The organism is Halomonas sp. 1513 (assembly GCA_001971685.1).
Taxonomy (GTDB): domain Bacteria; phylum Pseudomonadota; class Gammaproteobacteria; order Pseudomonadales; family Halomonadaceae; genus Franzmannia.
Map to the genome: position 1 here is coordinate 3479210 of CP019326.1, position 14014 is coordinate 3493223.

The 14014-nt window shown below is 64.0% G+C and carries 15 protein-coding genes and 1 pseudogene; 6 read left to right on the forward strand and 10 right to left on the reverse strand.

Annotated features, from left to right (window positions below; translation table 11 throughout):
* Position 1 precedes the first annotated feature (1 nt).
* Both BWR19_15780 and BWR19_15785 read right to left on the reverse strand, forming a co-directional pair.
* A complete protein-coding gene (locus BWR19_15780; GenBank protein APX94276.1) occupies positions 2 to 934 on the reverse strand; it encodes an AAA family ATPase in 933 nt (310 codons plus the stop codon).
* Complete coding sequence (locus BWR19_15785; protein ID APX94277.1) at positions 931 to 1479, reverse strand: NUDIX hydrolase; 549 nt, start codon at positions 1477 to 1479, stop codon at positions 931 to 933. The genes BWR19_15780 and BWR19_15785 overlap by 4 nt, the downstream gene beginning before the upstream one ends.
* A gap of 132 nt (positions 1480 to 1611) precedes the next feature.
* On the opposite strand from BWR19_15785, the gene BWR19_15790 reads away from it, so the two are divergent.
* A complete protein-coding gene (locus BWR19_15790; GenBank protein ID APX94278.1) occupies positions 1612 to 3261 on the forward strand; it encodes a DNA alkylation response protein in 1650 nt (549 codons plus the stop codon).
* Between the two features lie 109 nt (positions 3262 to 3370).
* Positions 3371 to 3868 carry a hypothetical protein gene (locus BWR19_15795; protein ID APX94279.1) on the forward strand — a complete coding sequence of 166 codons (498 nt, stop codon included), beginning with the start codon at positions 3371 to 3373 and terminating at the stop codon, positions 3866 to 3868.
* A 3-nt stretch (positions 3869 to 3871) separates the two neighbouring features.
* Here the strand turns inward: BWR19_15795 and BWR19_15800 are convergent, their stop codons facing one another.
* The 6 genes and pseudogenes from BWR19_15800 to BWR19_15825 all read right to left on the reverse strand — a co-directional run bounded on the left by BWR19_15800 (position 3872) and on the right by BWR19_15825 (position 7860).
* Complete coding sequence (locus tag BWR19_15800; protein APX94280.1) at positions 3872 to 4480, reverse strand: lysine transporter LysE; 609 nt, start codon at positions 4478 to 4480, stop codon at positions 3872 to 3874.
* Positions 4481 to 4525: 45 nt separating this feature from the next.
* A complete protein-coding gene (locus tag BWR19_15805; protein APX94281.1) occupies positions 4526 to 4939 on the reverse strand; it encodes a nucleoside diphosphate kinase regulator in 414 nt (137 codons plus the stop codon).
* A 132-nt stretch (positions 4940 to 5071) separates the two neighbouring features.
* Positions 5072 to 5572: a hypothetical protein gene (locus BWR19_15810; GenBank protein ID APX94282.1), complete on the reverse strand. Its 501-nt coding sequence runs from the start codon at positions 5570 to 5572 to the stop codon at positions 5072 to 5074.
* Between the two features lie 82 nt (positions 5573 to 5654).
* Positions 5655 to 6200, reverse strand: a complete 546-nt coding sequence (locus BWR19_15815; GenBank protein APX94283.1) for a cytochrome B — start codon at positions 6198 to 6200, stop codon at positions 5655 to 5657.
* Positions 6201 to 6303: 103 nt separating this feature from the next.
* Positions 6304 to 7412, reverse strand: a pseudogene (locus BWR19_15820) (patatin).
* 253 nt (positions 7413 to 7665) lie between these two features.
* Positions 7666 to 7860 carry a hypothetical protein gene (locus BWR19_15825; GenBank protein APX94284.1) on the reverse strand — a complete coding sequence of 65 codons (195 nt, stop codon included), beginning with the start codon at positions 7858 to 7860 and terminating at the stop codon, positions 7666 to 7668.
* A 550-nt stretch (positions 7861 to 8410) separates the two neighbouring features.
* Between BWR19_15825 and BWR19_15830 the strand changes: the two genes are divergently transcribed.
* Entirely contained in the window at positions 8411 to 9148 is a 738-nt protein-coding gene (locus BWR19_15830) for a Crp/Fnr family transcriptional regulator (GenBank protein ID APX94285.1), read from the forward strand.
* 729 nt (positions 9149 to 9877) lie between these two features.
* On the opposite strand, the gene BWR19_15835 is transcribed toward BWR19_15830, so the two are convergent.
* The gene (locus tag BWR19_15835) at positions 9878 to 11395 is read right to left on the reverse strand and encodes an NAD(P)H dehydrogenase (protein APX95067.1); all 1518 of its coding nucleotides are present in this window, start codon (positions 11393 to 11395) and stop codon (positions 9878 to 9880) included.
* Between the two features lie 104 nt (positions 11396 to 11499).
* On the opposite strand from BWR19_15835, the gene BWR19_15840 reads away from it, so the two are divergent.
* Together BWR19_15840 and BWR19_15845 are read left to right on the forward strand one after the other, a co-directional pair.
* A complete protein-coding gene (locus BWR19_15840; protein ID APX94286.1) occupies positions 11500 to 11943 on the forward strand; it encodes a cyclase in 444 nt (147 codons plus the stop codon).
* 775 nt (positions 11944 to 12718) lie between these two features.
* Positions 12719 to 12913 carry an excisionase gene (locus BWR19_15845; GenBank protein ID APX94287.1) on the forward strand — a complete coding sequence of 65 codons (195 nt, stop codon included), beginning with the start codon at positions 12719 to 12721 and terminating at the stop codon, positions 12911 to 12913.
* Between the two features lie 132 nt (positions 12914 to 13045).
* Here BWR19_15845 and BWR19_15850 read toward each other — a convergent pair whose 3' ends face one another.
* Positions 13046 to 13264, reverse strand: a complete 219-nt coding sequence (locus BWR19_15850) for a hypothetical protein (protein APX94288.1) — start codon at positions 13262 to 13264, stop codon at positions 13046 to 13048.
* 299 nt (positions 13265 to 13563) lie between these two features.
* On the opposite strand from BWR19_15850, the gene BWR19_15855 reads away from it, so the two are divergent.
* A complete protein-coding gene (locus tag BWR19_15855; GenBank protein ID APX94289.1) occupies positions 13564 to 14013 on the forward strand; it encodes a hypothetical protein in 450 nt (149 codons plus the stop codon).
* Position 14014 lies beyond the last annotated feature (1 nt).

Consider the following 14014-nt stretch of genomic DNA (forward strand, 5'->3'; position numbering starts at 1 on the left):
CCTAGACCGTGACCGGCACGCTGGCGAGCAGGTGGTGGGCCAGCGCCTCCCCCTCCTCGCGGCGCCCGTCGCTGAGCCGGTGGCCGACCACCGGCACCCACACCGCCTGGACGTCCTCCGGCAGCACGTGGTCGCGGCCGGCCAGCAGTGCCCAGCCGCGGGCGGCATGCAGCAGCGCCAGCACGGCGCGGGTCGACAGCCCCCAGGCCAGCTCGGGGTGGGTGCGGCTCGCCGCGGCCAGCGCCTGAACATAGTCGAGCAGCGCATCGGCCACGTGGACCTCGGCGACCCGCGCCTGCCAGCCGCGCAGCGTCTCGGCATCCAGCCACTGGGCGAGCGTCTCCAGCTGGACCCGGCCGGCTTCCCCGCGCAGGATCTCGCGCTCGGCGCGGGTGTCGGGATAGCCCAGCGAGAGACGCATCAGGAAGCGGTCGAGCTGCGACTCCGGCAGCGCAAAGGTGCCGGCCTGCTCCTGGGGGTTCTGAGTAGCGATGACGAAGAATGGCTCGGGCAGGCGGCGGGTCTCGCCCTCCACCGTGACCTGCCCCTCCTCCATCGCCTCGAGCAGCGCGCTCTGGGTCTTGGGGGTGGCGCGATTGATCTCGTCGGCCAGCACCAGCTGATGAAAGATCGGCCCCGGGTGAAAGTGGAAGCTGGCCCGGTGGGGGTCGAAGACCGACACGCCGAGCACATCGGCCGGCAGCAGGTCGCTGGTGAACTGCAGGCGCTGCATATCGAGCCCGGTGACCCGTGCCAGCGCCTGTGCCAGGGTGGTCTTGCCCAGCCCCGGCAGGTCTTCGATCAGCAGATGGCCGCGGCACAGCAGGCAGCACAGCGCCAGCCTCACCTGCCGCGACTTGCCGCGCACCACGCCCTCGAGGGCCGCCAGCAGGTCGTCCAAGCGCGGCGCGGCGAGCGGCTCGCGGCGATTCATCGAGCCACCGCCAGCTGGCCAGCGCGGCGCAGGTGCTCCACCGCCGTGCGGGTGTCCGGCGTCACCCCCTCCAGCGCCAGGGCCTCGTCCAGCGGCAGCCAGAAGACCTCGGCGACCTCCTCGGCCTGCAGCGCCAGCGGCCCGTCATGCTGCACCCAGTACACGCTGCCAAAGATATGGTTGCCGTCGGCGGCGTAGCGAAACGCCGGGCCGTCGCGCAGCGCCACGCCGCGAATGCCGAGCTCCTCGGCCAGCTCGCGACGCGCCGCCACGTGCACCGACTCGCCGGCGCCGACCACGCCTCCCGCGGCCAGGTCGAGGCCGCCGGGGAACACCTCCTTGGTCAGGGTGCGGCGCTGCACGCAAAGCTCGCCGGCGGCGTTGAGCACCACCACATAGGTGGCGCGGTGCCAGAACTGGAAGCGCCGCATCAGCGCTCGCGGTGCACTGCCGCAGGGGCGATTGCGGGCATCCACCAGTTGGATACGCTCATCGGCGATCAGCGGCGTCGGCAACGCTACCGGCGCGGAAACCTCGGGGGGCATGACGGACTCCCATGGGCAGACAGTGCTCAGCGTAACCAGTCGCGCCAGTCGCGGCCAGCGCGGCTCTCGACGTTGACCCCACGCTCGGCGCTGACCATGCTCGACCCATAGCAGCGCTGCAGGAGCCCCGCCATGCACGATCATGCCCCACGCCAGCGGCTCGCCACCCACGAGGTGCTCAACCAGCCGCCCGCGGACAGCGACCTCGACCTGTTGACCCTGGATCTTCCGCTGCAGCAAGCGCTGGCCCGCGACGCCCCGGAGTGGGTGGCGCGGCGCCTGGCGCCGCTCGGCGAGCAGGTCGGCAGCCGCCGCGTTCAGGCGCTCGGCGAGCAGGCCAACCGCCATCCGCCGGAGCTGCGGCTGTTCGACCGCCACGGCCGGCGCCTCGACGAGGTGCGCTACCATCCCGCCTACCATGAGCTGATGCACCTGGCCTGCGACCAGGGCTGGCACGCCGTGGCCTGGCAGGAGGAGGCGCGCGGCGGTCACCAGGCCCACGTCGCCGCGCTCTATTTGCTGACCCAGGCCGAGCCGGGCGTCTGCTGCCCGGTCACCATGACCCACGCAGCGATGCCGGCGCTGCGCCATGCCCCCGCGGTGCTGGCCCAGTGGGCGCCGCGCCTGCTGGCCTGGGACTACGATCCACGCGCCCTGCCGTCCAGCGACAAGCCGGCGGTGACGCTGGGCATGGCGATGACCGAGAAACAGGGCGGCAGCGACGTGCGCGCCAACACCACCCGCGCCGTGGCCGGCGAAGACGGCGTGCGCCTGGTCGGCCACAAGTGGTTCTGCAGCGCGCCGATGTCGGACGCCTTCCTGACCCTGGCCCAGAGCGATGACGGCCTGGGCTGTTTTCTGGTGCCGCGTTTCACCCCCGACGGCGAGCGCAACGCCATCGAGCTGCAGCGCCTCAAGGACAAATGCGGCAACCGTGCCAACGCCTCCGCCGAGATCGAGTACCGCCACGCCTGGGCGCAGCCGCTCGGCGACCCGGGGCGCGGCATCGCCACCATCCTAGAGATGGTCCAGCAGACCCGCCTCGACGCCGCCATCGCGCCGGTGGGCATGATGCGCCAGGCGCTGCTGCTGGCCTGGCAGCACGTCCAGGTCCGCCACGCCTTCGGCAAGCGCCTCGCCGAGCAACCGCTGATGCGCGCGGTGATCGCCGACCTGGCCCTCGAGGTCGAGGCCGGCGTGGCGCTGTCTCTACGCATTGCCCGCGCCTTCGACAGCCCGCACTCGGAGCACGAGCAGGGCCTGGCGCGTCTCGCCCCGGCGCTGGCCAAGTACTGGCATAACAAGCGCGCCCCCGGCTTCATGGCCGAGGCCATGGAGTGCCTGGGCGGCATCGGCTACGTCGAGGAGACGCCGCTGGCGCGGCTGTACCGCGAGGCGCCGGTCAATTCGATCTGGGAAGGCTCGGGGAATGTGATCTGCCTGGATGTGCTGCGCGTGCTGGGCAAGCACCCCGAGGCGGTCGCCGCGCTGCGCCACGAGCTCGACGCGGCCCGCGGCCAGAATGCCCACTTCGACCACGCGCTGGGCGAGCTGGAGCGCGCACTCGGCATGCCCGGCGAGGCGCTGGTGCCCCGGGCCCGCTGGCTGACCCAGCGCCTTGCCCAGTGCCTGCAGGCATCGCTGCTGCTGCGCCATACCCCTACCGCAGTGGCCGCGACCTTCTGCCGGGCGCGGCTGGGCGAGGCCAGCCCCGCCTACGGTGTGCTGCCGGCCGATGCGCCGCTGGCGGAGATACTGGCGCGGGTGACACCGGACAGCTGACGCCCCTATGCTGCCCTTGCGACAAAACGCCGCTTGGCAGCCGGCCAGGCTGTCGTAAGCTTTGGGTGACCCAAGGGTTATGCCCTACACACGACGACAAGGATTACCGATGATCGCCCGCTCCGCCTCGCTCGCCTCCGCCCTGCTGCTCGGCTGCGCGCTGCTGCCGTCGCTGGCCAGCGCCCATGACTTCACCCTCGGTGACATTCGCATCGCCCACCCCTTCGCCACGCCGACGCCGCCCGGCGCGCCCAACGGCGCCGCCTACCTGGACATCACCGCCGGCGACGAACCCGCCACCCTGGTCGGCGCCAGCAGCCCGATCAGCGGGGTGGTGGAGATTCACGACATGGTCATGGACGACGGCAACATGCAGATGCGCAAGCTCGAGGCCCTCGAGGTGGAGGCCGGCGAGACCGCGACCATGCGTCCCGGCGGCGGCTACCACCTGATGCTGCTGGGCCTGGAGGAGACCCTCGTCGAGGGCGAGAGCTTCCCGCTGACGCTGGAGTTTGCCGAGCAGGGCGAGGTCGAGGTCGAGGTGTGGGTGCAGGATGCCAACGAAGGCGGCGAGGCGGCCGACGGCCACCATCACCACGACCACTGAGGACTAGCCGACCACCACCCGCAGGGCGATGGCGATCAGCAACACGCCGGTAATGCGGTTGACCCAGTGCGCCCTGGCCTGCAGCAAGGGCAGCACCCGCGAGTGCGACAGCGCCACCGCCACGATCACGTACCAGCCGCCGTCGATGACCATGGCGGTGAGCACGATCAGCGCCTTGGCCGCCACGCTCATCTCGGGGCTGACGAACTGGCTGAGCAGCGCCACGAAGAACAGGATCAGCTTGGGATTGCCCAGCGCCACCAGCATGCCCTCGCGGGCCGCCTGAGGGCCGGTGGTGAGCACCGCGTTCGGCTCCAGCGCTGCGGCCCGCCCGGCGCGTAGCGCCTTGATGCCCAGCCAGGCCAGATAGGCCGCACCGGCCCAGGTGATGAACTGAAACAGCAGCGGCTGGCGGGCGATCAGCGCGCCCAGCCCCCATACCGTCAACAGCGCGTAGAACCCCACGCCAAGCGCGTGGGAGAGCGCCGCGACCACCCCCGGCAGGCGACCGCCGCCGAGGGTATGGCGCAGCACCAGTGCCAGGCTGGGCCCCGGCGACATGGCACCCACCGCGCAGATCGCTACCAGCGACAACCACAGCGACAACGGCATCCGATTTCCTCGTTCAAGGGCTCAAGCAGCCTGGCCAGGCCGCTCTCAGCGGTGGAACTGCCCCTCACGCTCGGGCTGCCAGAGAATCGCATCGATGCGCAGCCGGGTTTCGCTGCCGTCGGGCAGCGGCCAGTCGATCACGTCGCCGACCCTGAGCCCCAGCAGCGCCGCGCCGATAGGTGCCATCACCGACAGGCCATCCTCGCTCTCGGCCAGCGAGCGCGGATAGACCAGGGTGCGCACCAGCTGGCGGCTACGCCCCAGATCGGTGAACTGCACCTGGCTGTTCATGCTGACCACGTCGGCGGGAATCTGCTCGGGATCGACCACCTCGCCACGCTCCAGCTCGGCCTCCAGCGACTCGGCCACCGCCAGGTCCTTGTCGCTGGCGGCGTCGATCAGCCGCTGCAGCCGCTCGGCGTCCAGCCGATTGATGATGATCTTGGGGCGTGATGACATGGGTCTCTCCTGTCCGCAAACGCTAAAACAACGTAGATACGGCCTGACAACGAAAACAGCCCTTCACCCCCGAAAGGGCAAAGGACTGTGGATCGATTCACTATAAGGGTTTCGCGAAGGCTTTGACAGCCCTCAGCGCCGCCGCGGCCGGGGCAGGCCCTGCAGCGCGATAAAATCGGCTTCCAACTCGTCGGCTGGCACCACGCCGCGCTTGATGTCCACTACCCCGCCGCGGGCATCGAACAGCACCAACGTACTCTGTGACACGCCGTACTCGTTGGCAAAGCGGCGACCACTGCTGCTGGCGATATTGGCGCGGCGCAGGGTCAGCTCCTCGTCCAGGCGGCTGCGCGCCTCCTGAGTCTGCTCGAGCAGCTGCTCGCAACTGGTGCAGCCCGGCTCATGCACCTGCACCACCACCGGCGCCCCCTCGCCGATCACGCTAAGGTCGCTGACTTCCCGCGCCTGGCGCGCCTCCATAGCGAACCACGCCGCCGGCACGGCGAGGATTGCCACCGCCACCAGCACGCCGCGCACCAGCCGCTTGGGGCTGAAGGGGCGCTTGCGCGGCGCTGGGCGGGTGGATGACTTCGACGGGGTGGGCTTATGACGCTTGCTCTTGCTGCGTGGCATGCATGGGTTCCTCGTTGTGTCGATTCCCCCAAGACTACGCCAGCGCTGTGCCCTTGGCACCCACCGCAGCGTGGTTAGCCCCTCAACGGGAGCGCGTACCCGCCATGCGCGTCAGCACATCGTGATGCGCGTAGCGGCGGTGGATCGCCACCATGGCCACATGGCCGAGGATCAGCACCAGCAGCGTCCAGCCCAGCAACCCGTGGAAGATCCTGCCCAGCGCCACCAGCCACTCGATCTCGGGCCCCTCGAAGCCCGGCATCAGCGGAATGCCGAAGGCCGACAGCGAACGTCCCGAACCGTACTGGCGCAGCAGCGCCACCAGCGGTACCACCAGCATCAGCGCATACAGCAGCAGGTGGCCGAGCTTGGCCATCACGCTCACCGATGGCGGGCGCCGCGACAGGTTGAGCAGCCCCCAGGCACCGCGCAGCAGCAGTAGCGTGAACAGCAGCACCCCGACATCGCGGTGCCACGCCCACATGAAATCGTCGAAGGCGGAGTCCTCGAACAGCACCCGCGCCGCCACGCTGGTGAACTGCCAGGCAAACAGCAGCGCCATCGCCCAATGAAAGAGACGGCTGATGCGGCCATAGTGAGTATTGGTATCGCGCAGCGGTAATGCCATCGCCCTGCTCCCTGTCATGGTTCCCATAGGGCCTTATGAAAGCCTTAACAGAAAGCGGTAGCAAGCGCGGCCATGCTAGCAAGCATGTGCTGATGAAATGAACTTAGATGGAAGGTGGCACCGGCTTGGCGATGAGAGTACGCCTCGATTTCACGGTTTGTGTCGCGCCTAGCCCTGGTGCTGGGCGCCGATACCCTGGAAAATCTGACGCAGGTCGACGCTGGAACGCTCACCGATGGCGGCAAAATTCTCATCGAGCCAGCGCGTGGCGGTGTCACGACCGAGATCGCGCAGCTTGGTGAGAAACGTCCATTCGGCATTCATCTTCGATGAAGCACCTAACGGTTTCAGTTCCGCCTGGTTTTCCACGACATGCACCCGAACCTGGCGGTACTCATCGGCCGATAGCTTGCCCTGACGGATCAGCCGATCTACGAAATCGATGCCGCGCAGCTCCTTGAGCAGGCTGCTGTTGAAATTGATCTCGTTCATTCGGTTCTGTATGTCCTGGCAGTTCTTTGGCGCGCCCTTGCGCTCGATCGGATTGATCTGGATCACCACGATATCGTTGGTGCCCGTCTCGTCGTGAAAGGGAAACAGCGACGGATTGCCCATGTAGCCGCCATCCCAATACGGCACGCCGTCGATCTCGACGGCTTGATAGATATGCGGCAGGCAGGATGAGGCCATCAGCACGTCCACGGTGATCTCTTCGCGGGGAAAGACCTTGATATTGCCGGTTTCCACGTTGGTGGCCGACACATAGAGCTTGAACGCAGAGCATCCACGCACCCTGTCGAAATCGATGTTCTTCTTGACCAGATCACGCAGTGGATTGATATTCATGGGATTAAGCTGATACGGCGAGGCCATGCGCGAGAGCGCGTCCATCGCCTGGTACATGGGGTTGTTCTGCAGGCCCCAGTTGCCGGTCAGGACGTCGTAGGGCGTGCGACGCAGCGGGCTCTTCTTGGCACCGTTGCTCATGCTTCGCCAAAACTGTTCGAGGGCCGCGCGGCCGCCCTCGGGTCCATCGCGGGTGAAGCCATCGGCCAGTGCCACCGCGTTCATCGCCCCCGCCGACGTGCCCGAGACCCCGGCGATCTGCAGCCGGCCATCCTCGAGAATCCGATCCAGAACTCCCCAGGTGAAGGCACCGTGAGCCCCGCCACCCTGAAGGGCAAGGTTAATGAGTTTGGGTTGCTGTGCCATGTTCAGACCTATCGGATGGGAAATGTGCGCGGCATCCAGACCGACTAGCGGGTCATGAAAATGGCTGCACGTATCAAGCACTCACAGCATAACGATAGGGTACGGGAGCTATCTGTTTGCTGGCGTACACAGCCACTCATTGCGAAATAATAGAATAATCCGATGGTGATCTCGGCACCTCAAAACGGCTCGGCCGTACCGAGTCATCGGATTCTTATCCCATGAAAGCCTGACCATCTGCCGTCAACATCGGCTAGGCTTCGAGTTCCGCCAGTGCCGTGGTGATCGCCAAGGTGTACTGACCTTCCGTGAGCCCCCAGTGGCTCAGCACGTCTGGATCGGGAGCTTCATTTGTCGCCGCGCGCAGATCATCGACGTTTTTATCCTCAAAGCAGTGCTTGGCATACGTCTTCGCCTTGGTATCAGTCAGCTGATTGATGAGTTGCATATTGCTTCCTCATGATAAACAGATAACTCGGGGCATCGGCACGCCCGGTGACGATCTCCGAGGCCAGAATCAAGCGCGGGCCGACGAACGAGAGACTCTCGAACATGCGGCCCGCGGAGAAAAATTTGCGCTGCGTTCCATGCAGCGCATCGCGCAACGTCCTTGTTGAGGCTCTTCCTTTGCCACGCTTGAGGCAAGGATGGCCCATTCGGCACTAACTCTCTGTGCGCTGTCGAACTCAGTGCTGCTAAATCATCAGACGTTCAGGCTGCGGCCGTGTGCTTGAGCCTCCATACTCATTATCAGCCCCTCGCATCGAGCAGCTCATCGCGGGTGCTTGCCCGTGCCTTGGATTTATCTCCGCGGTCATGGGACAAGTCTACCTTGAGCGGACTAGACCCAGGGGCAGATTGTCCATGCTATGTGTGCTGGCGCACAGAACCCCTGTGAATGTTCGATAGCGTACACAAGAGGTATGCCGATTCCACAGCGTACCAGGCGTTTGCTGCCACCCATGGGTAACTTATCCGTCAGAGGAGTGTTGTCGACTATGGCCCCGCTATCTGATCCACGTCAAAATTCCATGCTAGCGGCCTTGCCGTTGGATGAATACCAACGCCTGGCGCCCCTACTCGAACACGTAGAATTGAAGCTGGGGGGTTCGCTCGCCGAATCGGGAGAGATGATGCGTTATGTCTATTTCCCGACGGACTCCATCGTATCGCTGCTCTGCGTCATGGAAGATGGTGATTCGACGGAAATCGCCGTCGTCGGTGCCGAAGGTGTCGTCGGCATCTCGCTGTTCATGGGCGGCGAAACCACGCCTAGCCGTGCCATCGTACAAAGCGCCGGCAGCGCCTATCGGCTCGAGGGTTCACTGTTGAAGGCCGAGTTCTATCGGGCGGGCCCCCTGCAGGACCTGCTGCTGCGTTACACCCAGGCACTGATCACACAGATGGCGCAGACCGCCGTATGCAACCGGCATCACAGCTTGGATCAGCAGCTGTGCCGCTGGCTGCTGCTGAGTCTGGATCGCTTGCCGACCAATGAGCTGCTAATGACCCAGGAACTGATCGCCAACATGCTTGGCGTGCGTCGGGAGGGTGTCACCGAGTCGGCCGGCAAGCTGCAGCGGGCCGGCCTGATTTCCTACCATCGCGGGCGCATCAACATTCTGGACAGGCCCGGCCTTGAAGCGCGGGTCTGTGAGTGCTACGCGATCGTCAAGAAGGAGTACGACCGCCTGCTAAGCTATCGTCGCCCCCCCAGGGATAAGGGGATCGGATAGCGCTGACATCGGGTCATCAGTGGGGCAGGCGCACGATGAACTCGAAATGCGCTTGGCGTGCTGAATCCCGGACGCTTACGAGGTGTGGCGGACAAGGCATACCGACACCGCTTGGCTACTTTCCGGGAGATTCGTACTAGAAAATCAGCATCAGGATGCCGATAACGACTACCAATCCAATGAGAAAGATGATGCCTGCAGTACTAGCTAGAAACTTAAACATGACTACCTCCGTGTATCAGCAATTCCGCATGGCTTGAGTGCGGCTATCAATGTGTTTGTAACTGTCCAACTGTTACATTACTCGGCAAAGACTTACCCAAGTACTGTTAATGGTTTTCCGGTTACTTCCTTGCACATAGCGAGTCGGAAAACGCGGACACTACAAGGAGCAACGTAGTCGCTTTTCCACCGGAATTGCAAGCCGGAAATGCGCCGGTCACGAAGCCGTAGCCAAGGAGGTTACCGCAGCGATCTTCTTGTGTGATCCCTACTGCTCAGGCCAGCGTGGGAGCAACGAGAACACCAATAGCCTAGTACGGCAGGCCTTTGCCAAGGGGACGAACTTCCAGCGGGTACCGATACCGAGCTACGCAAGGTGGTCGAAAAGCTGAATGACCGCCCCCGAAAGTGCCTCGGGTATCGGACACCGGCACAGGTGTTCTTGGGAGAATACTCAGGCGCCCTGGACACAGCAGGTGTTGCGCTCGTTGCTTGAATTCAGGCTCGTCACGCCAGTCGCAACAACGGCCACAGCCCGAACCACAACACGAAGCCGAGCGAGACGGCCATCAAACCGTCAATACGCCCGGGCGGGCGATCCGATTGAATGTGCCGGTTAAGCAACCACGCCAGCCAGGCGCCGTAAGGTACGACCACGAAGGCGATCCCGGCGAAGGCGCCGGCCGCCAGGCCCGTCAGCGACCAGGCCAACGCACAGGCGGTGGCGAGCAGGGTACAAACGAACGCGACCCGCAAGGCACCGCGGTGCCCCAGTCGCACCGCCAGGGTGCGCTTGCCGACCACGGCATCGGCCCAGAGATCGGGAATGCCCGACAACGTGATGGACGGGAGGATCGCCAACAGCAGCGGCAGGCTCAACAGCCATGGCAGCGCATCGCGCCAATTCCCACCAAGGAACACGTAGCCGCACAGCAGCACGCCGATGCTGTGCGTGACGGCGACATCCAGCTCCCCAAGTCCGCGATAGCTGAACATCAACGGCGGCAAGGTATAGCCGATGGCCAGGACCGCCAGCCCCCCCAGCACAGCGATAACCGTCGCCGGGGCCACCGGTGCCAGGCCGAGCAGCCAGACTGTGCTACCCACAAAGCCCAGCAATGCGGCGATGATCCCGGCCTTGACCTCACGTGGACTCAGCAGGCCCTCCACCAGTACCCGCGACCCGCCGGTGAAGGTGCTATAGAAGCGGTTGGCGCGATCGGTGCGCAGGTCGACCACCTCGTTGACCAGTACGGTGGCCACCTCGAGCAGGAACAGGCAGAGGTAGCCAAGCCAGAACACGGGGTTGCCGAACACGCCCCCACCCGGCGAAGCCGCGAGGCCGCCGACGGCATAGGCGATCCAGGTCATGGGGTAGAACTGCAGGCGCAGGGCGCGCAACCAGGCACCGGCCTTGTACTTGAGCCGTTCCACCGGGGTGATCCGGCCTCGCCCCAGCTGCCGTCCCAGGCGGTTGGCGCGCGCGAGCCAGGCCTGACGCTGCAGCGGGCTGGCTTCCTTGACAGAACCCAATGCGAGCGCACGCACCGGACGAACGCCGCAGAAGCCCAGCGTCGCCCGCGCCATGGCATTCTTGCCCGGCTCCCGATAGAGCAGACGGTGGATCAGCGGTGGCGTGTCCATGGTGGTGATCAGCTGCGCCGACCGACCGTTCAACAACCCCTGATAGCCGATCCCACCTTCACAGGTCCTGAAAGCGAATCCGGGTGCCATGATACGGTCAAGGAAACCCTTGAGCAGCGCGGGTACCGACCCCCACCAGGTGGGGTAGACGAATACCAGATGCTCTGCCCAAGCGACGAGATCGCGCGCATGTGAGAGGTCGGCTTCGAGGGGTTGGTCGTTGGGCGACTGCGTGTGCACGTGCGGATCGAACGCAAGTGTCGCGAGATCCAGGCGGTGCAGCTGCGTGCCCGCCGCCCGTGCGCCCTCGCAGTAGGCGTCCGCCAGGGCACCGCAAAGACTATCGCTGCGCGGGTGCCCCAGGATGACAAGCACTTTGATAGGCGACCGAGCCGGTTCTCCTTCGCCGGCCGCTGCGGCGTGCTTCCTGAACGTTGTCATACCCTATTTGTCACCGCATTGACTGTCAGAGGGGCGAGAGGACCATGCCTGTCATCGAACACGACGCTGAAATCGCCGCCAGCCCGGAGGAGGTGTTTGCGCTAGTCGCCAGAGTGGAAGCGTTTGCCGATTACAGCGACGCCATTGACACCATAGTTCGCCTGGATGAGCGCCGCTACCGCTGGCAGGTCCGTGTAGCCGGCCTGCCGCTGAGCTTCGACGTGGAGATCACGGAGTTCACGCCCCCCGAAGGCTTCGCCTGGCGCTCCGTGAGCGGTGTGCCCAACCACGGCGGCTTCCACTTGACCCCCATCGAGGGTGGCACCCGCATCCACCTCACTCTGGAATACCGCTTACCCTTTCCCCCGCTCGAGAAGGCTGTCAATCTCGCCGCCCAACCCATGCTGCGCGTGCTGAGTCGAGACATCATCGGCAAGGTGGAGGCACAGCTACAATCGAAACACGACGAACGAAAGCCGGGTGGCTGAAGAGCATGGAGGGATGAAGTGGCGCCCATCGCATCGGGAACACGGCAAGCTCGGAATGGACAGCGTCGATAAGGCCCGCGAGATGGCCCCGGGTTCTTCGCAAGCAAGGTCGGGCGCAGAACACCATCAACAACTACTTCCAGGTGGTTAAACGCGTGCTGAACCTTGTCTGCCGGGGATGGGGGGACTGGACTTCCCCCCTTGGGGGACAATATCCGCAAAAAATGGCGAAGAACGAACGGCACGTGTAGCTGACCATCGAGCAGGTGAGCCAGCCGCTGTTCGCACATGTGCGATGCGGGCCTGGACGATATCGGCTCCCGCCTGCCGAGCTTGAGCGGGGCCTTCTGCGACCAAACTGCGACCACGCACTAGAAAGAGGGAGGGTAGAAACACAAACAGCCGCTCGTAAGCGACTGTTTTCTAACTGGTACCGGCGGTCGGACTCGAACCGACAAGGGCTTGCACCCGGCGGATTTTGAATCCGAAACATATCTTTTTAAATCAAAAAGTTATGACAACACCCTTCCTTAAACCCAATACCCGCCCCAATACTTAAGCTGCACTTGGGCGATAATGGGTGATCCGGCATGATGCACCGTGTCCATACTGCGGTTTACCTTCTGCGGATTTTGCGGATTTGCGGATAAGGCGTAGCGACGGGGTTACCCAGCTGCGGATCATTTGCGGATGATTGCGGATAAAATAGCCACGGTAGGGGTGGGATGGAACGTCCCATCGGCACGGTACCCGTTGCAGGTTTGAGTAGGACGATATGGCACAGAACAAATGGGTTCTTCGGAACAAGCTGTCGGAGCTCTATGGCTACTCGCTCTCAGCGATCGACCATAAGCGTAAGGACGGCACATGGCCTGAGGGGCGCATCTGGCGGAAGGCCCCCGATGGCAGGATTTTCTACAACGTCGAGGCCTTGGACCGCTGGGTGGAGTCGGGACCAGGTCCCCGCTGAGCACATCGAAAACCAACACCAGCCACTTCCGTTCATAGCCGAGGCGAGGAGCGCCTGGAGCACCTACACAAAGGGCGGCACAGGCAGCTCGCCGGCAAGCCGACCCAATACCGGGAAATGACCAAGGCATTGCTACAGATCCAGAAAGCTCAAGTTGATAGTAGCCTCCTGTGGCACCGGGTCTACGCTACGCCCTCCCAGAGCCCTCAAAGCTGCCTCACGGAGTACGACCGGCCAACCGTCAGCGTTAACCCGATACGGAATGCCCATGGCTCTCAGATGATCGATCTGCTTGCGGCGCTGGGAGGCACCCGTGAGTTCTTTTAGCTCAGTCCGGCTCAACACAATCATGGCATGGCTCTCTCAACTGAATCGATATACTCAGGCGCGGGATAAAAGCGCCTCTGCCTCTTGATGCCCGTCCGGCCTTGGATCCCTTCTCTCAGGCCTCCAGCCTTCATACTCTCACCCCCCCCAGCACCATCTTGAGTAATACCGCCGGCACGCGCTGCAAGGCCATCCCGGCGGGAGATGGAAATGTTACTTCTCGTATTCAAGTTCGCTTGATTCTTTGTGGGCTCATCCCTATCCTTCAGCCACACGTAGCGTGAAACCATTGAACGACACGGCTGCGAAGCACGGAGAGAGATATGACGACAGCGCGAGACATTGCTAACTATCTGTTAGTTAAGGCGAATCAGGCTGAGGGTGAGGCAGCTGAGATCTCGAATCTGAAGCTGCAGAAGCTGCTCTACTATGTTCAGGGCTTTCATACCGTGCTTTTTGATCGCCCTGCATTCGATGACCGCATGGAAGCGTGGTTGCATGGCCCAGTACTCCCGTCTATCTACCGTGAGTTCCGCCAATACGGCAATGGGAACATCCCGGCGCCGCCTCCTGAGGTAGTCGACCAGATCGACGAAGATACTGCCGAGCTGGTTGATGAGGTATTTAATGTATATGCCAAGCACTCAGCGTGGCACCTGCGCAACCTGACCCACGAAGAGGATCCGTGGCTTAACAACTACGACGCTGAGACTGGCTCGCAGGAGATCACCACTGAGGATCTGGCAGAGTTTTTCCCCAGCTTGCTTGAGTGAT